Annotated in this window: 22 protein-coding genes; 6 read left to right on the top strand and 16 right to left on the bottom strand. The window is 54.5% G+C overall.

What is annotated here, in order from left to right; genetic code table 11:
- From VEI50_13170 to VEI50_13220, 11 genes are all read right to left on the bottom strand, one after another.
- Nucleotides 1-217, bottom strand: a 217-nt coding sequence (locus tag VEI50_13170; protein HXX76074.1) for a hypothetical protein, incomplete at its 3' end; no start/stop codon positions are given.
- Between the two features lie 121 nt (nt 218-338).
- Nucleotides 339-1,349 carry an anti-sigma factor gene (locus VEI50_13175; protein HXX76075.1) on the bottom strand — a complete coding sequence of 337 codons (1,011 nt, stop codon included), beginning with the start codon at nt 1,347-1,349 and terminating at the stop codon, nt 339-341.
- A complete protein-coding gene (locus tag VEI50_13180) occupies nt 1,346-1,948 on the bottom strand; it encodes a sigma-70 family RNA polymerase sigma factor (GenBank protein HXX76076.1) in 603 nt (200 codons plus the stop codon). Before VEI50_13180 ends, VEI50_13175 begins: the two co-directional genes overlap by 4 nt.
- Nucleotides 1,949-2,124: 176 nt before the next feature.
- Nucleotides 2,125-3,210 (bottom strand): hypothetical protein, encoded by a 1,086-nt coding sequence (locus VEI50_13185; GenBank protein ID HXX76077.1) that lies wholly within the window; start codon nt 3,208-3,210, stop codon nt 2,125-2,127.
- A gap of 18 nt (nt 3,211-3,228) precedes the next feature.
- A complete protein-coding gene (locus VEI50_13190; GenBank protein ID HXX76078.1) occupies nt 3,229-3,429 on the bottom strand; it encodes a hypothetical protein in 201 nt (66 codons plus the stop codon).
- A gap of 39 nt (nt 3,430-3,468) precedes the next feature.
- Nucleotides 3,469-3,786: a tetratricopeptide repeat protein gene (locus tag VEI50_13195; GenBank protein ID HXX76079.1), complete on the bottom strand. Its 318-nt coding sequence runs from the start codon at nt 3,784-3,786 to the stop codon at nt 3,469-3,471.
- A 116-nt stretch (nt 3,787-3,902) separates the two neighbouring features.
- Nucleotides 3,903-4,646, bottom strand: a complete 744-nt coding sequence (locus VEI50_13200; protein ID HXX76080.1) for a hypothetical protein — start codon at nt 4,644-4,646, stop codon at nt 3,903-3,905.
- A gap of 12 nt (nt 4,647-4,658) precedes the next feature.
- Nucleotides 4,659-5,219 carry an acyloxyacyl hydrolase gene (locus VEI50_13205; GenBank protein HXX76081.1) on the bottom strand — a complete coding sequence of 187 codons (561 nt, stop codon included), beginning with the start codon at nt 5,217-5,219 and terminating at the stop codon, nt 4,659-4,661.
- 190 nt (nt 5,220-5,409) lie between these two features.
- Entirely contained in the window at nt 5,410-6,183 is a 774-nt protein-coding gene (locus VEI50_13210; GenBank protein ID HXX76082.1) for a tetratricopeptide repeat protein, read from the bottom strand.
- Nucleotides 6,184-6,255: 72 nt separating this feature from the next.
- Complete coding sequence (locus VEI50_13215) at nt 6,256-6,678, bottom strand: hypothetical protein (protein HXX76083.1); 423 nt, start codon at nt 6,676-6,678, stop codon at nt 6,256-6,258.
- Entirely contained in the window at nt 6,678-7,559 is an 882-nt protein-coding gene (locus tag VEI50_13220; protein ID HXX76084.1) for a Dyp-type peroxidase, read from the bottom strand. The genes VEI50_13215 and VEI50_13220 overlap by 1 nt, the downstream gene beginning before the upstream one ends.
- A 207-nt stretch (nt 7,560-7,766) precedes the next feature.
- On the opposite strand from VEI50_13220, the gene VEI50_13225 reads away from it, so the two are divergent.
- Genes VEI50_13225 through VEI50_13235 form a run of 3 tightly spaced genes read left to right on the top strand, consistent with a single transcriptional unit; the run spans nt 7,767 to nt 10,858 of the window.
- Nucleotides 7,767-9,494, top strand: a complete 1,728-nt coding sequence (locus VEI50_13225; protein HXX76085.1) for a SagB/ThcOx family dehydrogenase — start codon at nt 7,767-7,769, stop codon at nt 9,492-9,494.
- A 43-nt stretch (nt 9,495-9,537) separates the two neighbouring features.
- Nucleotides 9,538-10,392, top strand: a complete 855-nt coding sequence (locus VEI50_13230; GenBank protein HXX76086.1) for a hypothetical protein — start codon at nt 9,538-9,540, stop codon at nt 10,390-10,392.
- Between the two features lie 52 nt (nt 10,393-10,444).
- The gene (locus VEI50_13235) at nt 10,445-10,858 is read left to right on the top strand and encodes a glycine zipper family protein (GenBank protein ID HXX76087.1); all 414 of its coding nucleotides are present in this window, start codon (nt 10,445-10,447) and stop codon (nt 10,856-10,858) included.
- 590 nt (nt 10,859-11,448) lie between these two features.
- On the opposite strand, the gene VEI50_13240 is transcribed toward VEI50_13235, so the two are convergent.
- Nucleotides 11,449-11,811 carry a response regulator gene (locus tag VEI50_13240; protein HXX76088.1) on the bottom strand — a complete coding sequence of 121 codons (363 nt, stop codon included), beginning with the start codon at nt 11,809-11,811 and terminating at the stop codon, nt 11,449-11,451.
- A gap of 96 nt (nt 11,812-11,907) precedes the next feature.
- On the bottom strand, nt 11,908-12,804 hold the full coding sequence (locus VEI50_13245) for a substrate-binding domain-containing protein (GenBank protein HXX76089.1): 897 nt from the start codon (nt 12,802-12,804) through the stop codon (nt 11,908-11,910).
- 265 nt (nt 12,805-13,069) lie between these two features.
- On the opposite strand from VEI50_13245, the gene VEI50_13250 reads away from it, so the two are divergent.
- Complete coding sequence (locus VEI50_13250; protein ID HXX76090.1) at nt 13,070-13,636, top strand: DUF882 domain-containing protein; 567 nt, start codon at nt 13,070-13,072, stop codon at nt 13,634-13,636.
- A gap of 11 nt (nt 13,637-13,647) precedes the next feature.
- Here the strand turns inward: VEI50_13250 and glgB are convergent, their stop codons facing one another.
- Nucleotides 13,648-15,861 (bottom strand): 1,4-alpha-glucan branching protein GlgB, encoded by a 2,214-nt coding sequence (gene glgB, locus VEI50_13255; protein HXX76091.1) that lies wholly within the window; start codon nt 15,859-15,861, stop codon nt 13,648-13,650.
- A 190-nt stretch (nt 15,862-16,051) separates the two neighbouring features.
- On the opposite strand from glgB, the gene VEI50_13260 reads away from it, so the two are divergent.
- A complete protein-coding gene (locus tag VEI50_13260; protein ID HXX76092.1) occupies nt 16,052-17,392 on the top strand; it encodes an ArsB/NhaD family transporter in 1,341 nt (446 codons plus the stop codon).
- Between the two features lie 185 nt (nt 17,393-17,577).
- Nucleotides 17,578-17,922, top strand: coding sequence for a thioredoxin (trxA, locus tag VEI50_13265; protein ID HXX76093.1), 345 nt, complete (start codon nt 17,578-17,580; stop codon nt 17,920-17,922).
- 208 nt (nt 17,923-18,130) lie between these two features.
- Here trxA and VEI50_13270 read toward each other — a convergent pair whose 3' ends face one another.
- Together VEI50_13270 and VEI50_13275 are read right to left on the bottom strand one after the other, a co-directional pair.
- Nucleotides 18,131-18,859: an NADH-cytochrome b5 reductase gene (locus VEI50_13270; GenBank protein HXX76094.1), complete on the bottom strand. Its 729-nt coding sequence runs from the start codon at nt 18,857-18,859 to the stop codon at nt 18,131-18,133.
- A gap of 224 nt (nt 18,860-19,083) precedes the next feature.
- The gene (locus tag VEI50_13275; protein ID HXX76095.1) at nt 19,084-19,296 is read right to left on the bottom strand and encodes a hypothetical protein; all 213 of its coding nucleotides are present in this window, start codon (nt 19,294-19,296) and stop codon (nt 19,084-19,086) included.
- Nucleotides 19,297-20,147 lie beyond the last annotated feature (851 nt).

Consider the following 20,147-nt stretch of genomic DNA (forward strand, 5'->3'; position numbering starts at 1 on the left):
GCGCGGTGAAGGAAGGGTTTGACACAAAGGGGGCGGTGAGGAGATATCCCCCAAGAAAGGTTTCCTCTTCTTCTCTCCCATTCGGAGGCCCTTCAGCCTGTTCTTTTCCCATCTCCGGCAGAGGCCGCCCATATTTCTCCAAAGCCCAAGCGTCAGGCGTAGCGGTCGCGAACGAGAGAATGGCGAACGTGACAAACCTGAGCAGATGGAGAAGCATGAGCGTCGTGGGAGTTCCCTACGAACAAACAGAGCAATGAGGCAAGCCCTGGGCGGTTGTAGCGGGGCTGGTTGAGCAGGTCAAGTGCCGAATACGAACTGGCCCCGATAAATGATGCGGGCTAAAGAGATCCTTTGAGATAGACCGTGCCGGTTGGCTGAGGGCGACCGCCGGCTGGTTCCAGGCTGATGGCGAATTGTTTGGCTTTCGAAAAATCAGGTAGGCGTTTGACCAACATGTGGGCTGTCTCGCCACTATCCATGTGAAACGTACCGACGCTCGTAGGCTTATCTCCAATGGCCCAAAGTTGATAGGTCGTACCGGTCGGACATTCGGGGAGATTCACTGCATAAAGCCAGAGTTTTTGTGTGCGGGAGTCGAACAGAAGAACTCCGCCGGCTCCTTTGGCCATGTCTCCCCCGGCGAGCGACACGGCTTGGATATCCGGCACGCGCAGCAATACAGCCAGTTCATCCTGGATCGTTCGTCCTCGTTTTGAAGTGGCCGCCAGTTGGTTATGGAGATCGTCCAGTTCGGCTTCACGTTGAATGATCTGGTCTTTTAGCTCGGCGAAATCAAGGGTTCGTTTGTGCATATCCTCGCGAAGTTCAAATAATGTGCGCTCTCGTTCTGCCAGCTCTCGTTGAACGGATGCCAGTTTCACAGACTGTTCTTGAAGCCGAGCCGAGAACTGTTCCAGCTTGATCGAGTCCGAGCTGAGTTGGGTCACATAGTTCCAGCCTAGATATCCAGCGCCACCTAGAACCAGCAAGCTGGCAAACCCGATCACCCATGGAAGCGATCCCGAACGAGCCGGAGCGATGGGTGGAAACAGATGGTTCATCCATTCCCCCGGTTCGAGGCTTGGGCGTGGTGGTTCTTTCGCGCTCGACTCCGGGGCTACGGGAAGGAGATTTCTCGAGGCCATGGTTTTTGCCTTGAGAGATCGTGGCGGCTGCACGGGGCTCAATCCGAACGGCAGTAACGCGGCAACGGACTGATACTCCTTGAGGGCCGCGTGACAGGCGGCGCATCCTGAAAGCAGATGAGCTTCGAAGGCTTGTCGCTCCGTTCGCTCCAGCGCGCCGGCGGCGTAGAGGGGGACTGCCTCTTCAAGTTCTTCATGTGTCATGTCACGTCACCTTGTTCCCAATACGTGCGAAGCGTGTCTCGGAGCTTGGCCATCCCGAGCTTGATGCGCGTCTTGACCGTGCCGAGAGGCTGATTGAGTTTCGTGGCGATCTCCATGTGGGAGAGGCCCTCATAATAGGCCAATTCAATGGCCTGCTGTTGCGCGGCTGGAAGGGCACTGATGGCCTGGCCCACGAGGACACGGAGTTCCTGGTCCGCCTGCGTTTCGAACGGGCTGGGGCCGAGGTCCGGCATTCGCGCAGCTGCATCTCCGTCGAGTGAGTCTTTGTACTGTGGCCCGCGGCCGGTTCGATCTCGTAATCGATCGAGGGCGCGGCTTCGCGTCAACGTAACCAGCCATGCGACCGGCGTGCCTCGACCTACATCGTATCGAGCAACTTTTCTCCAGACTTCCAAATAGACGTCTTGCAGCAGTTCTGCCGCCTCCTCGCGATTACCCAGGATGCGCAAGGCCAGGGTATAAAGCAGCGTATTAGAATGATCGTAGAGCTGACTAAAAGCCTGTTGATCGCCCTTGACAACGCGAGCAAGCAATGCCGGATCGATCGTGAATGTAGCGTGACGAGGAGGACTGCTCATAGAGCGAATCTGTTGATTGGCAGACAACACGCCTCTTCTGGCACGCCACAACTATATCATCTACGTTCTCAACCGCCAAAGAGATGCATGAAAGTCGATCGGTAATTCAGTCGATAAAACAGCAGATTACGATGATCTATCGCGAGCGACCCTCCAAATGTTTTTCCAATCTGTGATCACGCAAGTAAGCGGGTGAGCAAGCGGGCGGCCTCGTCGGCTCCTGTGGGGGTCGGTGCAGGTTCGGCTGGAAGGGGAAGTACGAGGGCCTGTTCGAGAGATCGCTGCCAGGCGCCGCTATAAAAGTCGTCTACTGCGAGTTCGACGCCTCGACCGAACCGGGCGATATAATCGACGAGCGGTGGTTCGTCTGCAAAGTTGTATCGTCGTATGTAGACGAGTGGAACCCGACTCGTGACACATTCAATAACGGTCCCGTACCCGGGTTTGGTCATGACCAGATCGACCGAGACGAGCACGGTACCGAACCGGAACGGTAAATTCTGAAGGGAGACTATGCGAGAATAGCGTGATTCGACAGGACCAACGACGATGAATCGGAAGCTCGACATCGCATTCATCTGATCCCAAGGCAGGCTGCGAAGGGGGATCCCACCAAAACCCACGAGGACGAGCCGTTCCTGAGGCGCAAGCCGAAGCAGAGTCCGTACTGTCTCGCGTTGTGATGGAACGGGAGAGGCAATCGGGCCAATATCGCGGATCTGGCGAAAAGCGGACATCGTCAAGCCAGGGGCGATCCGCACCGCGAGATCAGCTTTCGCGTAGGCCTGCCGAATGTCGGCAATCAACTCCTGTTGGAACAAGTCCATCGGAGTCCGATAAAAATCGAGAATCTCGTCCCAGGTGAAACTCGCCATCGCGACCGTGGGCAGCCCCGCTCTCGAGCCAGCCGCTAATGCCAAATAGGAAGTATCGGACAAAATGAGAGCTGGCCGTCCCTGTTGCATGGCAGCCACTTCGGCTGCGAGACGTTTGTCCCATGACTCATGAAATCGCCGATGAGCCGTCCACGTCGCCGGTACCTCGACGGTTAACGGTCCGTCTTGAATGCAACCTACGTCCTGCTGGATATCCTGACATTCCCATTGTCCGAGCAAACGATCCTGAAAGAAGCTTGTTGGTACGGTGGTCCGGAGGATGGTGCGTAAGTCTGGGACGAGCGAGTGCAGAGTATTCAGAACGGGGACAACTTGAGCTGCGTGGCCATAGCCATGTCCTGAGATGGCACACCAAATAGTCGGCACAGTTGGAGCTTTCGTGGATCAGCTGCTGGAGTGGTCCGATTCTAATGGAGCGATGTTGTATTCCAGTTCGAGATCGAACTCTTCAACGAGTTGGTTGAAGACTTTCGCGCCCATATCGGAACGGACCTCGTTCATGACGAGGTCGATCGCTGGTCCAGCATGTAAGCCGAATTGTGTCTTCGCTGACTCGATCCGCTGTTTTGCATCATCAAGAGTCATGGCCTACTCCCTGCTTCATCGTCGCCGCCAGCGCGTTGATTATCCCAAAGTCCGGAGCAATGCCTGCATCTCCGGCACCAGGTCGACGCCCCCATTAGATCGGCCGGAAAGCGCGGCATCGATCCCGGCTTTTAAGATTGGTTTTGCCTCGCCTTGTTGCCCAAGTCCGATGAGCGCTCGGCCTAAGGCCAGATGAGAGGCGACGTGGGTGGGATCGAGCTGTACGGCTACCCGAAGATGTTCCGCCGCTTCACGGATGTCTCCGCCCTCTTGTAGAATCTTATTACCCAATCCATAGCGGCCCAGAAACCCCGTCGGATTTTTGGCCACCATCTGTCGGAATGCGTCCAGGTCCATCGTGACGCTCGGAGGAATAATGATGGCATGATAGCATCGGAGAGAATTGGAGAGCCAGCCCTGGGCGGCTCGAACTCCAACCGGAGGGTCTTGATTGTTCGACAAAAAGAGAAGGGTTATTGTGAGGAGGCAGGCGGACTTGTCGATACGGGATGTACATCTGTGCCTGAGCGTCGAGCCCCCACAGAGACTGTGTGGATGGTGGTTTCTGATGGCGGCGAACTATCAGCAAGATACAGAGGAGCGTCGCGAACGAGTTGATCCAACAATGAAGTAAGGCAGGTATCCGTCACCTGCCCTTTCAATTCCTCGATGACGTGCGGGCTCGCACCGAAAAGGTAGTAGTGCGCACTGCCGGAGGAGGAAGCGGTGTATTGCTTGGTCTGGCCGTCCCATCGCTCCGCTTCGAGAACCATCTCTGTGCCGTAGTCATAGTCGAACCAAATCACGGGTGACAGGAGAAACATCGATGCGCCAATGACAAACCCACTCCACGCTGTCTCGCCGGGATGAGGGTCGATGTGAGTGTTCATAGTCAGTCGAACCGTCACACGGGGCTCGTGGGATGCTGGTTGCTCGTAGCCCGACTGAAAATACTGCGAAAAGAGGCGTGTGGATTCGAGGGCACCGAGCACCTGTCGTTCAAGAGCTGGCGGAATGGCCACGGGTGCGCCGTTTTGTGTGATATGGATTGTCTCAAGGAGCAGAGGCACGCGTAGATTACTGGAGATTGTGGTCTGTGACGGAGACAACGGAGTTGCCTGGTCGGACAGTTCAATCCAATGGGAGCAACCGCTTGCCAACACAATGATGAGGCCAGCAACGCTCTGTCTCAAAAATTGTGAGTGTCGAGTGGTCACGCTATGCCTCACCTAGAAAAAGTAGGAAAATCCGCCAAATGGAAGGCTGGAGTTGATTCCATAGTTTGGGTAACTCGTACCGGCATTGGAGAAGTGTTGAAAGCGATAGCCGACGTTGATCGAGGCCTGTGACGTAACGAAAAACGAAATTCCAACGCCAGCGGTTAAGATAAAGTTTAGTTCAGAGGATTCTTCAGGGATCTTGTTGCCGAGATCAGTCCAGAAGGGGCCTCCCGCAAATTCGACATAGGGGCGGATTCGGTTATCTGCTACGAACGTGTACTTGATCTTCGGATTAAATCCGACACCGTGCGTGAGAACCGGCTCCTGAAATTGGATATACACCACCTCGGCGCCGATCGAGACTTGACCGCGATACCAACTGTCACCGATGGGATCGGTCAGCGTGATCATCCAGGAAGGCATGAAAGCGGGACCTTGCTGCTTTGTCACGTGATGTTTGGTCAATCGCTCGGGAAGAAGATAGCCGGCCGAGAGACCGACCTCTTGCGTGCCTATGGTGATCTCAGGAACCGGGTCGGCGGCATGAACTGACGTGGCGAGTACAGCCATGAGTCCCATCACACAAAGATGAACAAACAACGTCTCAACCTGCCTGAGAGATTCGAGTCGGAACCCTGTTGACCAGTTCTTACGAAACAAATCAGCAGGCGTGACGTTCCCAAGGTACCAGAGACATGTTATCTGTCCAGAATGAAGTGAAATTCTGTCCAGTGATCGGAGAAACGCTCAAAAGGAATAACTAGAGGCGGGCCGTTGATTGGCGAATCTCATGCAGTCGGTCTTGATCCTGAGCTAACTCTGCCAGACGGTAATGAGTATCCAATGACACGACTCGTTCAAGGCAGCGAATGGCTGAGACTGAGTCCTTTATACGGCTATACACATCGGCGAGAAGTCGAAGCACAGCGGCTTCTCCTGAGGGATTCCCCAGTTTAATAAAGTGCTCGGAGGCGTTGTTGAAACATTTCTCCGCCTTGCGCAAGAAACCTGCGTCCAGAAACGTCTTGCCAAGCTGACTGTAGGTGAGGGCCAAGCCTTCTTCGTTGCCCACCAGACGGTGTGATTCGAGCGCGTCCGTGAAATGGACGACCGCCTGATCCCAGTGTGATTGACGCGCTTCTTCCATCCCAAGATTGTGAGAGAGAATGCCGAGCGCCCGGTGATCGTTCAGCGGTTTCAAGAGATCGAGTGCTTCCAGATAATAGGGTCGTGCTTTCTCCGGTGTGTCGGTTCCGAAGTGCAGGTTGCCCAGATTTACCAGCGTATGGGCAATCGCCTGTTGGTTGCGTTCCGTGCGCTGAATTTTCAGCACTTCCCGGTAGCAGGATTCGGCTTGCGCCAGGTCGCCCGACAGCGCGCAGACGTTTCCCAGATTCCCGAGAGAATCGGACAACGCGGCGTTGTCGTTGGTCAGGCGATCATCCGCAACGGCCTGTTCAAAGGCAGCCCTGGCCTGCGCGAGTTGGCCGCGATGGAGAAAGATACGGGCGCGATGTTTGTCCTCATCAGCCATACGCTGTCAGCCGTCAGCGATCAGCTTTTGCAATTGCCAGGTTCAGAGCTCAGCACCCAGCGCTTCTAAACTTTAGTCTCCTCCCTTTGGAGTATCTCGACGGAATTCAACTTGAATGTCGTCGTCTTCTTCCAGGCCCAGCCCCGCCCTGAACGATTCGTGCAACTCGGTAATCTGTTCAACATCACGCAGTTCTTTTATACCAGGAGATGCAAAGTATGCTTCACAGAGTCTCACACCGGTGTGAAAGTGACGCGCGATCGTTTCTTCGGTCACCTGTTGCCAAGTGATGTAGATACAGAACGCGTGAAAGGAATGGGCCTGGGGGTACCGCTGAGCAAGAGCAAGCAATGTCTCATAGGCCTCTCGCGCTGTCGATCCGGCGTTGGATGAAAACGTCTCTTCCAGTTCGACGGCCATATCCCAGTCGGAACCGAGTTCAGCTGCTGCTTCTCGAAACGCCGCCTGAGCGGCTAGGGCAGGATCAAAGCGCATTAAAGACCGATGGCGCGCAGGTCAAGGTGGCCTTTTTTGATCGGTGGACACCAGAAATAGCTACCCGAAATAGGACGTGTGAACGTGAACAACGCATCCACGATGCCGTCCTCGACGCCGACCATCCTGCGCAGCAGCACGTCGAATGCATCAAAGGACTTCCCGAATGCCACAAACACTAAGCCGGCTCGGGACATGTCGGCCCACGGCATCGAGCGTCTCACAATGAAGGCGGCTGGGTCAAAACTTTCCTGCGCGGTGCGTTTGACATGGGCGGAAGGAGGCGCATGACCGAGCTCCTTGTTGTCGCGTTTCCGGCGGCCGATTGTAAAATCCTGTTTCTTCGGCGTCATCGCGTCGAATATATCTAGGTCATGGACCCATTGCTGAACCGCAACGAAACTTCCCCCATCAAGGCTTGTGCCTTGTCCGGTGACGACGGCGGCTTTGATCGCGGCTGCGCCTTTCGGATTCTCAGTTCCGTCTTCATAACCGGATAGGTCGAAACCCGACTTGTAGCGGAAGCCGTCGATTGTTTGTTCCAACTGAAAGCTGGAACCTACACTCTGAACGACGGCACGTGCGCGATGGACGAGTTCGCCACGATCGTTTCCCCGCAGCCAGCACCATAACTCGGCGGGCGTCGAAGGCACGTCGATGCCAGCAGTGGCGTAGCTTGGGAACACGTCGAGCCCTGGAACGTCACGACCGAGGGCTCGCACCAATGATTGGCCCAGCCCTACGACCGTCTTATCGCCGTCGACCAGTTTATTCAGATTGCGCAAGGCACCGGCGGGGTTCGTACCCGGGGTGCTGGTGAACAACAAATAGCGGGCGAGTGGTGGGACTGGAGCGAGGATTCCCTTCTGAATCTGTCTCATGGAAACTCCTTAGCTTAACCTTATTTGTTGTCGGCATGGACCGCAGTGCGGTGGCAGGATACTCGGGAAGGGAAATGGAGGTCAATGAGGGGACGTGGAATCTGCGTCCCCCATAACTCTCGGTCACGTTTACTTTCCTTCCCATCCCTCGTTAGACTGTGACTCGGCATCGTGATGAGTCAGGAACATCTCCAGCAAACTTCGTATATGGAATCTCTTAAGACCGATTCGGTCGATCAGGTCATCAAGTATCACATCCAGACCAAGCATCATTTCAATCGATATGCTCGCTCGCTCGGGTACCTTGATTGGGCGAATCAACCTGATCCCTTTCGGCGCTATGAGGGAGCGGAGCTGATTCAACTTCCATTGCTCAAGCCAGGCGAAGAACCGGTCTCACCATCTTATGACGCGATCTATCAGCAGGGAGCGGTCCCGGCTCAGCCTGTGACCCTGCGGACCATTTCTCGGTTCTTCGAGTTTGCACTTGCGCTGTCTGCCTGGAAGCGAGCAGGGGAGTCAGAATGGGCGCTGCGGAGTAACCCCTCCTCTGGGAATCTCCATCCGACAGAGGGCTATGTGCTCTTGCCACAGATTGACGGGCTTGATCTGAAATCCGGCCTCTACCACTACGCGCCGAAGGAGCATGGGTTGGAGCTACGCGCAGAGTTTGCCATTGAACAAGTGGCTCGCCTCCTGGCTCAGTTTCCCAAGGCTGCATTTCTCTTCGGCCTGACATCGGTTCATTGGCGGGAAGCCTGGAAATATGGGGAACGGGCCTTTCGTTACTGTAACCACGATGCCGGCCATGCAATCGGCACAGCGCGGATCGCAGCCGCAACACTCGGCTGGAAGATGGTGTTGTTGGATGGGATGGAACAAAATACCGTCGCGATGCTGTTAGGCACTCATCGCGTCGACGATTTTCGTGAGGTGGAGCCGGAACATCCGGACTGTCTGTGTGTGGTATGGCCATTGAATTCTGCAAGAGGCGAAGGACGAGGGACCAGTGGTGAAGAATTTACAATTCCAATGTTTCTCGATCCGGTCGTGGCAAAAGACCTCGCTCAAGGAGTGTGGCATGGGAAAGCGAACCGATTAAGTCAGGACCATGGAGTGCATTGGGACATCATCGATGAAGCGGCTGATGTGACGTGGAAGCGGTCGGAAGAGCGGCATTCCGTCGTCGTTTCACGAACAGGTACGATTGGCACTTCGCGAACGACGAGTGACACCGGATTGAATGCCGGTCAGATCATTCGTCAGCGGCGAAGTGCCGTGTCCTTTGATGGCAAGACAGCGATCTCTACTGCCACGTTCCTCCGGATGATGCATTCAGTGATGCCGAAAATGGATCGTCCGCAGTTGGAGCGCTCCATGCCGTGGGATGTGTGGCCTTATGATCCGGTGATTCATCTGCTGTTGTTCGTCCATCGGGTCGATGGCCTGACGCCTGGGCTTTACTTTCTCGTCCGCGATTCGAGGAAGTTAACCTTCATTCAGGAATCGATGAATCCGGAATTGCATTGGACGAAGGCCCCAGGGGCGGCGGAGGATTTGCCGCTCTATTGGCTGCTCGAAGGCGACGCGAGACGGTTGGCCGGACAAGTCAGTTGCCACCAGGACATTGCCGGGGACAGTGCGTTCTCATTTGGCATGTTGGCCGAGTTCGAAGGAGGCTTGCGGGAGAAGGGGGCCTGGTGGTATCCACGTCTGTTCTGGGAATCTGGCCTCCTCGGACAGGTGCTGTATCTGGAAGCAGAGGCAGCTGGCGTGCGGGCGACCGGAATCGGTTGTTTCTTCGATGACCCGGTGCACGAGATTGTGGCGGTAAAGGACCTGAGCCTCCAATCGCTTTATCACTTTACGATCGGGGGCCCAGTGGAGGATCGGAGATTGATGACATTACCGGCCTATCACCATCTCAACCGATGAGTGGGTAGGTAATAATAATTCAATAGGTTAGTAGAAGTATCTGATGTTTAAAATTAAGAAGAAAATCGAGAAGCCGAAAGCTCCTGTTCTCTACAACATCATTGAAGACTATTCCGAGTTTGATGCGCCGGGCAATGTAACGGTCTGTGCCATGACGGAGAAAGAAGATCTGCCCGGGCATTCGAAGATCCTCTCGGAAAGTTATGACGTGCCGTTGGATACAATGACCACACTTCTAGCGGCAGGCGGAGTTTATATCTATCCCCGGGTCGGTGGCTTGCTGACGCGGGGGTTGTTTGCCTGCTCAATCGATTCGACCCCAGGAAGTCCGAAGCAGACCTTTATGCTAGACCTAATGCAGTTTGCCGAGGCAGAGCAACTCGCGCGGGCCCGGTCGCTTCCCCTAGTCGAAGCTGCGAGGGAGGTCTTTCGGCGAACCTTGCCGGAAGAGTTGAAGATGAAACTGCAACAGAAGAATCTGGGACTAGACTATCGGACGTTGGATCGCGCTGTGGCGAAAAGCGGCGATATCAAGTACATCGACTTTCGCAAGGACTGGTCGCCTCATTTCAAACGACTCTGCATTATGCCGGATGGTCGACTCATTGAAACCGGAGGGCTGGAAGAGTTTGCGCAGTTACACGGCATTACGACTTCAGAAGCCAAGACACTCGTCGAGCAGGGCGGAACACTCGAAGCCAACGGCGAGGTGCTGGCCTGCCAAATCGTGAACGGCCAACCGGCGGTCGCGCGCTTCAGTACGAAACATTATGCGAAGGCCAAGGAGTTGGTGGCGACGAAAGGACTCCATCTCATGGATGCCTTGAGTGAAGTGGCGTACAACGATCCTGCCATGATGCGGGGGCTTGTCCGTAAGGAGTTGGCCGGCGGCCGATAGTTGTCAACCGTAAGATTCCCCGTTTGTTCTTCCATCACAAAGGATTCTACCTATGAAGAGGTTGGGCGTTCTCTGGCTGGTGGTCGCGTTGATCGCCGCTTGCTCTCCGAAGCCGATTCTCTACCCGAATGCCCCCTATCAGGAGGTGGGAGAGGCCGCAGCGCAACAAGATATCGACGAGTGTAAGGATATGGCGAAGGACGCGGGAGCAAAGCCTAGTCAGGGGAAAGCCGGCCAGATGGCAGGTGGTACCACGGCTGGCAGCGCTGTCGGTTCCGCTGCCGGTGCCGTAGGCGGCGCGGTGGTTGGGAGTCCCGGGCGCGGAGCGATGGTCGGTGCCGCTGGTGGAGCCACGGCCGGATTTCTCCGCAGCCTCTTTCGAAAGTCTCCTCCCAGCAACGCCTATAAACAATTTGTCCAGCGTTGTTTGACAGAGCGAGGGTACGAGCCGATGGGGTGGGAGTAAGTCGATCCGCTGGTGGGATGTGCCGGGTTTGACTCGTCAGGGTTGCGAGGATTGTGCCGACGAAACTGCCAAGGGTATTAGTTAAAATATCCAACGGCGAGGGATGACGGTTGTGGCAATACACCTGGTAAAACTCGATGCCGCTTGACAATACAGCTGCCGACCCAACGGCGACCCGCATACCAAGAGTGGGTGTATTCCCGATCGATCGCGCAACAAAGTAACCATAGGGGATGAAGAAAATCGTGTTTGTAACCAAGTCGAAGATGTATTTCCACGAGCGCAGATCACTGAGGGTGGGAAGCCATGTAATGTATTCCCAGTGCGAATGCCCGACGAAGTTGCTCAAGGGGAGTATCCCGATCAATACAATCCCCACCGCCCAGATAATCGCCATTGCCCGCATGATTAGTGCCGATGCCAGGTTGGATTCCTCAATCATGGACAGATAGTCCTCGAAATCAAAATTGTAATGTTGGCATTCTCTCCTCTTAACTCAATTATAGTCTAGGCCGACGCATTTCAGAGTAGCCGAGAATAACACTGGGTCTATTCTGTGGAACAGGATTAGATAGGAAAGAAGGAGGAAGCTAGCGTGCAAGTTCCTCATTCACGGCTTGTACGAGTTTTGCCAGATCGAAGGGTTTCTCAAACACTCGACGGGCACCGAAGAGCTTCGCGACGTCGAGGAAGTTTTTATCGCCTTGGGCGCCGGTCATGGCAATGATCTTGGCGTCGAGGTATTCACGGGTTAGCTGGAGGGTGGCTTCGAGGCCGTCCGTATCCGGCATGAGGATATCCATCAGCACGAGATCGACTTTGTTGTTCTGGTAAGCTGTCAAGCCTGCACGGCCGTCGGCCGCTTGAATGACCCGATGGCCTGCTTTTTCCAACACATCCTTGAGCAGAGTGCGAATGGAATCTTCATCGTCGATGATGAGTATCGTAGCCATAAGTTGGAACTCGCGCAGTAGTGTTTTGATCTTACCTGCCCCGGTTCCGCCTGTCTAGGGAGAAATGAATAGAAAGGGGACAATGGATCATATGGATCATAAAGTTGAGGCTGCTGATTCTGGCTGTCGTGCATTTGTAGCTGGTGCAGCGGGACCTGGATGGTCCAATGGCACATAGAGCGAGCGGATGAACCGCTGTCCCTCCGGAGACTGCATAAAGCTGACAAAGGATTCCGTGAGCGGATCAGATTGAGTACCAGTTAGGAGGAGCACTGGCCGGCGCAGGTGGTATCGTCCGTCCTTCACGGTGGGCTCGCCTGGTTCGACCTGATCGATGGTTAAAATCTGGATCGGAATGCCGTCCTCTTGGGCTTTGAGTGCTGATGCTAACGACATGTAGGAAATGGCGTTGTCTCGCCCGGAGACCATACTTAAGACTTTTTGATCCGAGCGTACCGGTTGGCCGGACGATGGCAGTTGTCCCTTGAGATTGAGTGACGATTCGAACCCGGCGGTAATATTGTCGGTCGCGGCACGAGAAATAATCTCGACCTTCCGATCGGCCCCGTCGAGATCGGACCACCGAGAGATCTGTCCAGAGAAGAGGGCTCTTACCTGCGGCGTTGTAACCTCCCGGACTGGATTGGCAAAGTTCACGATGACCGCGATGCCGTCCCATGCGACCTGAGTCGCCCGCAACCCTGCAACCGATCGATCGGTGACTGCAACTTGGGCATCTCCTTGCTTGACCATCTCTGCTGCGTGCAACGCCTTGTCCCATTCAATATCGATCGCGGTTCCGGGGTATTTCTTCTCATACGCCTTGGCCAGATCTTGGATGATCGGTAGTTCAGGACCGTAGCCCGCGATAAGAATGCGCCCTGCTGGAGCAGCCATCGCCACGCCCGTCAGTATCCAAGTCGGGAGCAAAACGAGCAGGCTGAGGCACACAAGCCTGAGAGAGCGAGTGTGACGATCACGTCGTGCGGTCATTGGATCTTCTCCTTTTATCTTTATCCTACCATCAAGACGGACCGGAATGTGAAAGCCAGACGAACTTTAGGTTTCAGCAACTTCTGAAGGGTTCTTCCAAGTCCACTTCACTCCTTTTGAGAAGATAATTATTGAAGGAGACTCGTCAATAGATCGCGCGCAGACAAGGGGCGGTGAAAAAAGGGTTGACCCTGTCTACGTAGTTTGCTAGAAATTCCCTCCTATCCCATAGTCAGACTGCCGTGCATCAATCGCGAGCGATTTCGTGCAGAACATAAATCAATGGTCGTGGACACGCCGGACGCTGCTGAAAACGTCCGTGGTGGGCCTGCTGATGCTGAGCGGGCGATTCTTCGGGCCTTCGGTCGTGCGTGCCGAGGATCTGCCGGATGGAACATTAACCATCTATAATGTTCATACCAACGAGTGGTTGCGGGTGAAGTACCGCGATTCAGCGGGCAACTATGATCTTGCAGCGCTCGACGAGCTCAACCACATTCTTCGGTGCCATCATACCGGTGAAGTCGCAGCGATGGATGTGCGAGTCATCGAGCACGTGAATTTAGTTCAGAAAACGCTCGGTGGCGACGGCGAAATCCACGTTATTTCTGGCTATCGGTCCCCCGCCTACAACGCCATGCTGGTCAAGAAGAGTCGCCGTGCGGCTCGCCAAAGCTTTCATGTCGAAGGGCAGGCAATCGATCTCTTCATTCCTGGCGTCCATTTACGGCAGATTCGGCAGGCGGCGCTGCGATTGCAGTACGGGGGTGTCGGATACTATCCACGGGCAAAGTTCGTCCACCTCGATTGCGGTCCCTTCCGGTTCTGGTAATCCGTCCTCGATTAGATCCGTTTGAGGAACAACACTGATAATGGTGGGAGTGTGACCACGAGCGAGTTTGCATGGCCATGAGAGGGGATCGAAATGGAGTGCACACCGCCGGAATTGCCCATATTGCTGCCCCCGTACACCGCTGAATCCGTATTGATCAATTCGCGATAGTAACCGTCCTGAGGGACACCCACGCGATACTCGTACCGAGGCATGGGCGTGAAATTACAGAGGCAGACGATCTGATCCGTCGGATCCTTCGCTTTACGAAGGAAGGCGATCACTGAATGTTGGGCGTCGTTGAAGTCGATCCATTGGAAACCGCTCCACTCGTGATCGACTTCGTGCAGGGCTCGCTCGTGTTGGTGGAGCCAATTGAGATCGCGCACCAGGCGTTGCAGGCCCGCATGCGGTTCGAATTGACAGAGATGCCATTCGAGGCTCTTGTCATGATTCCATTCGTTCCACTGACCAAATTCTCCGCCCATAAACAGCATCTTCTTTCCCGGATGGCTGTGCATATAGCCATACAGCGCTCGAAGGTTGGCGAAGCGTTGCCATGGATCACCCGGCATCTTGTCGAGGAGAGCCCGTTTCCCATGCACCACTTCATCATGTGACAACACGAGGACGAAATTCTCGGTAAACGCGTAGAGGAGTCCGAACGTCAGGTGGTTGTGGTGATACATCCGGTGCACGGGGTCATGGCTGAAGTAATTCAACATGTCGTGCATCCAGCCCATGTTCCATTTAAACGTGAACCCAAGCCCTCCAACGTAAGTGGGGCGTGAGACTCCGGGCCATGCGGTTGACTCTTCTGCCAGCGTCATGGCTCCCGGATGTTCACGATGAATGAGAACGTTCAGGTCTTTAAGAAAGGTCACGGCTCCGATATTCTCGTGACCGCCGAACTGATTGGGAATCCATTCACCCGCTTTCCGTCCGTAATCGAGGTACAGCATCGAGGCGACAGCGTCTACTCGGAGACCGTCGATATGATAGGTGTCCAGCCAGAACAGGGCGCTGTTCAGGAGAAAGTTTCGGACTTCGGTGCGGTCATAGTTGAAAATCCGGCTGTGCCAATCCGGGTGGTAGCCGAGTCGAGGATCGGCATGATCGTAGAGGTGTGTGCCATCAAACTGACTGAGTCCGTGAGGATCATCGGGGAAATGCGCCGGCGACCAGTCCATCAACACACCGAGATTGGCTTGGTGAGCCGCGTCGACAAACGCCATGAAGTCTTCCGGTGATCCATAACGGCTGGTGGCAGCGAAGTAACCGGTGGATTGATAGCCCCACGAACCGTCAAAGGGGTGCTCGGAGACAGGCATCAGTTCGAGGTGTGTATAGCCCATGTCTTTGGCATAGGGGATCAGCTTCGAGGCCAGCTCGCGATAAGTCAGCCATCGATTCTGGTCCTCCGGGACTCGCATCCACGAGCCGAGATGCACTTCATAGATCGACAGCGGTGTGGCTAAGGGATCACGCTGCGCACGTTCCGCCATCCATGGGCCGTCGTTCCATTGATACCGGGAAATATTGTGGACGATGGAGGCGGTGCGTGGGCGGAGTTCAGCTGCGAAGGCATAGGGATCGGCTTTCAAGAGAGGCGCGTCCTGACCGCGCGAACGTATTTCGTATTTATATGTGGCATTTTCGGGAAGCTCGGGAATAAACAGCTCCCACAGACCGGTTGCTCCGCGGTTGGTCATGGGATGGCGTCGACCGTCCCACTGATTGAAATCACCGACGATGCTCACGCGACGAGCATTCGGAGCCCACACGACGAAATGTACTCCAGATATCCCCTGCACGGTTCTCAGGTGGGCTCCCATTGTGTTGTAGGCCTTGAAAAAAGTGCCTTCGGCAAATAAGTGAAGTTCAAAATCCGTCAGCAGTGGAGCGAAAGCGTAGGGATCATGCTGTTCCCTGACCCGTCCAGAGTAATCCGTAATACGGAGGCGATAGGAGAGTTTTTCACCGACGCCTGGACAGAGGATCTCAAAAAGTCCTGCGTCGTGGATGCGCTTCATCGGGATGGCAGGTTGCTTCTGCCCCTCGATCAATACCTCCACATCCTGAGCGTCGGGAAGAAAACAGCGGATCGCAAAACCGGTGGAACCTGATAGAGAAGCAGGATGGGGGCCCAGGATCGAGAGGGGATCCCAGTGGTTGCCATGAACCAACTGGTCAACTTGTTCGAGCGAAAGTTGGGGCGTGAGCATAGGGTTCGTTCCCAATTAGCTGTATGGTACGGAGAGACGAACGATTATGGAAGAGGAAAATGTCTTAGACTTGATCTTCACGGTGGGTATTCTGGGCGACAAATTGACTGACTATCGTTGTGTTACGGCACAAGTGTCCCGATAATAGGGCTGATCGTACAGTCCGACCATCGGCTTGCTGGAGTATGCCATGTCTGATCTCTCGATTGCCCTGATAATCTTTGGGCTCGTGTACGTCACCATTATCACCGAGCGCATTCATAAAACCATCGTCGCCCTGTTCGCTGCCGCAGTCATAATCAGCCTTGGCGTGGTCACCCAGGAAGAAGCCTTTTACTCACATGAGTTTGGAGTGGACTACAGCGTGGTCTTTCTGCTGATCGGCATGATGGTCATCATCAATATTGTGCGGGAGACCGGGTTGTTCGAGATACTGGCAATCTGGGCAGCCCAAAAGGCCCAAGCCAGGCCGTTTCGTTTACTGATGCTGCTGACGGTGATGACTGCGATCCTTTCAGCCATGCTCGATAATGTAACGACCGTCCTACTCATGGCTCCCGTGACGCTGGCCATCAGCAAACGGCTTGAGATTAATCCTATTTCCTTTCTTATGTGCGAGGCGCTGGCGTCGAACATCGGTGGGACGGCGACGCTAGTTGGTGATCCTCCGAATATAATGATCGCGAGCAAGGCCCAGCTTGGTTACGTCGACTTCCTGCTGGTGCTCGGCCCTATTGCCGTGGTGATCATGGCGGTTTTCCTGACGGCGATGTGGGTCTTCGTGGGGCGTACGATGGAGGTTGCTCCAGGGTTGCAGCAGGCAGTTCTTGCCTTGGATCCGAGAGAGGCGGTTCGAGATCGCGTTCTGTTGCGCCGCTCTCTCTGGTTGTTGGGCGTCGTGAATCTTGGATTTTGTCTCCACTCAGTGGTCCATCTCGAGCCCGCGACAATCGCTCTTCTTGGAGCGAGTTCTTTCATGTTAATCGGCAGAACGCGCGGCGACGGTACCAAAGCAGAAGATCTCGCCTATTTGGCGGAAGTGGAATGGAAGACAATCTTCTTCTTTATCGGGTTGTTTATCCTAGTGGGCGCCCTGGTGAAAGTCGGCGCCATCAAATTTGTGGCCGATCAGCTCGTCAGTGTGACTCAGGGTCGTCTTGCTGCCACGACGATGACGGTACTCTGGGGATCCGCCTTCCTGTCTGCTGCAGTCGATAACATCCCCTATGTTGCGGCCATGAACCCATTAATTGTCGATCTCGCCCGCTCCCTCCATCCCGACATCAGCAACTACAACGCGCTTGTCCATCAACCGGACATTCTTCCGCTCTGGTGGGCGCTGGCCTTAGGGGCTTGTCTCGGCGGCAACGGGACACTCATTGGAGCGAGCGCGAATGTCGTGATCGCCGACTTTGCAGGACGAGCGGGTTACCGCATTTCCTTCTGGCAATTCTTCAAACTCGGTTTTCCCGTTATGCTCGGATCCATCGTGCTCAGCAGCCTTTACCTCTGGATCTTGTTTCTCCGATAGACCGGGTGCATTTGCCACAACAAGTCACCGCATCTTTGGTTCCACCACAACGTTGTAACGCGGTGAATTCACAGATCTTTCTGAACGAGTTGACTTTGTTCTAATCGGAACTATCTTGGGAGTGAATTTAGGACTGAGGGCGAGAAGGCTCGTGACCGCGATCGCAGTTTGAAAAGGAGGATCCTATGAACGTGACGATGAAGCATCCCGTACAGCTCACTAGCGATACTTTTGATTACCATGTCCTCAAGAATGACAAACCAGTCCTCGTGGATTTCTGGGCTGAATGGTGTGGCCCATGCCGGGTGATGAGCAACATCCTGGACGAGTTTGCTCATGAAGTTGGTGAGAGCGTGACGGTGGGCAAAGTGAACGTGGATGAACAGCCGGAGATCGCGTCGCGCTACGGAATCCAGTCCATCCCGACGATCATTATTTTTAAGAACGGGAAAATCGTTGATCGTCTGGCGGGAGCGGTTCCGAAGAAGGTTTTGAGTCAGCGGATGGCGGCGGTGACTCAGTTATCGTGAAAGCACGATAGGTTCACCGAAGGAGGTGTATGCATGAGATGTCCGCATTGTAATAGCAGAATGGTGCAAGAACGACTGGGTGCTCGTTCGTATTACTCGTCCGACGTGTTGCGCTGTGTGCAATGTGAAATCATGATCCCTGTGGAACTCAGATACGCTTGGCCCTATGCTCAATGGGGATACGCATAACCAAGCGTAAGAACCTCTGTTAAGGAAGGATAATCGCCTGTTCCGGATAGCCGAGTCCACGAAGTGTCGTCTCTAAGGCGTCAACCATCGGCGGTGGCCCGCAGAGAAAGATGACAGTTTCCGGAGCGGGAGACGGAAGACGCCGGCGAAGGATCTCAGCCGTGATCCGCCCGGTTCCACCTGACCATCCCGCAGGTGGCTGTTCCAGAACGTGATAGCAACGAAAGTTTAGGTGTTCTCGAACCGCGCGTTCCCATTCGTCCCTGAAAATGATGTCGTCCTCGGTTTTATTGGCAAAAATCAGAAACATCTCCACGTCGAGTTGTTTCGCGAGGATCCAGCGGATGATCGAAATCATCGGCGTGATCCCAGTTCCCCCTGCCACAAATCCCACCTTTGTCGCCATCCCATCAATCCAATGGCCACCAGTGTGTGGACCACTCATTAGGACTTGGTCGCCCACGTGCCGATCGTGGAGATATTTCGAGATGAGGCCTGTCTCGTAACATTTGACGGTTAGCTCGAAGAAGCCCGCGGTGTTTGGCAGGGACGACGGTGTGTAGGGACGTTTCAGCTGCTTGTCATGGATCGTGGCATGAACGTAGAGATGATCGCCCGGCAGCATGTCCAACGTGGCATTGGGAGGAAGGTCAAAACGGAAGGTCTTAGTGTCGTGAGTGTCGACATGGACAGCGCTTAGGTGGTAGGGAGCCGGCGTTTTGGACTTGATGCGGATGATTGAATCCATCAGAGCGCACACATCATACGAAGCCCAGCCGACCTACGCAACCTGTCACCGCTTCTCAAAGGGAGCTGCTGATTTGGACCACAGCTCAAGAGAGGGACCCTGATTGAGAGGGCCAGATTCACTGAGAAAAAGACACGTATTCGAAAATCCCTCGGCGCTAATGTCCGGGCTTCCCTTCTATTTATGGATAAAGCTCTTAGATCAGGAATTCGGCTCCCGCTAGTTTAGGTCTGCGTGGACTTCTGGACTGCTACCGCCGCATCTGCCAACAAGTAGACCGCCAACACGAGCAGCAGGGTCCCGCTTGCAAACCACTGGAAGGGGGCGAGGCCAGTTGGATCAGCGGTCGGGGACGTCGTGAATCCGAGTATTCCAGAGACTCCGCCGGCCCCGGCCAGGAGACGGGCAGCAAGTGTGCGCTTGTTTCCGAGCGTCATAGATCACCTCGTATGTGAGAGTTGACCGCAAGCCCAATTGGTGGCTAAGTCACCATCCCGATTTCTGTTTCGCTCCAATCCGCTCCTTGATCGTGCCCTAGGTTGTGTGAGGATTAGCGCGTTCAGCACCACCTCATTCTTTTGTCACCTTGTAAATCAGTTCGTCCCACTGGAATGCGCTGAGGGAATGTTCCGACCGTTCAGAGGCCCGCATGAGCTGAAGCCCAAGAATGCGACCCTGATGCCACCGCACAATTGATTCAGTGGCGCGCCCGACAGGACTTGAACCTGTAACCCCCAGATCCGTAGAGTTCAAAAATGGGTCTGAGAATAAGTGAGATTAATGATGAACTATACGCCAAAATACACTGATAATACTATCATATTAAACGCCATGATGACGATTGATGGAGATTGTCTTAGACTGGGAATTCGAACCAAAACTCGAACCGGACCTTAACCATAATCATAACCATAAGCAAGAAGCCAACCTATTTACCTAAGAAGTACTGCTGGATTTATTCCTCTCGCGTACAAACACCCGAGCAGAAAATCGGTCTGCTACGCGACCGTTTTACGACCGCATCGTGTATCTGGTACGAGTCCCACTCAGCTCCCCTTAATGGACAATAGAGAGAGCTTTCGGGGTATTATTTAGTTGGAAATAAAGCATCTAGCTAGGAAGCCACGGTAGGGTAGAGTGGATGAATCTTATGCGCCGGACTTTGCGCGGAGATAATACCTTACGGCTAGGCCCACAAAATAGTACAGTAAAGATCGCCGAGATCGCTAAAAACACGTAGGGGCAACATGGTCGGATTAGCCTCAGTTAGAATTACACCGATGAGTGC

The sequence above is a fragment of the Nitrospiraceae bacterium genome, assembly GCA_035623075.1.
Classification (GTDB): domain Bacteria; phylum Nitrospirota; class Nitrospiria; order Nitrospirales; family Nitrospiraceae; genus DASPUC01.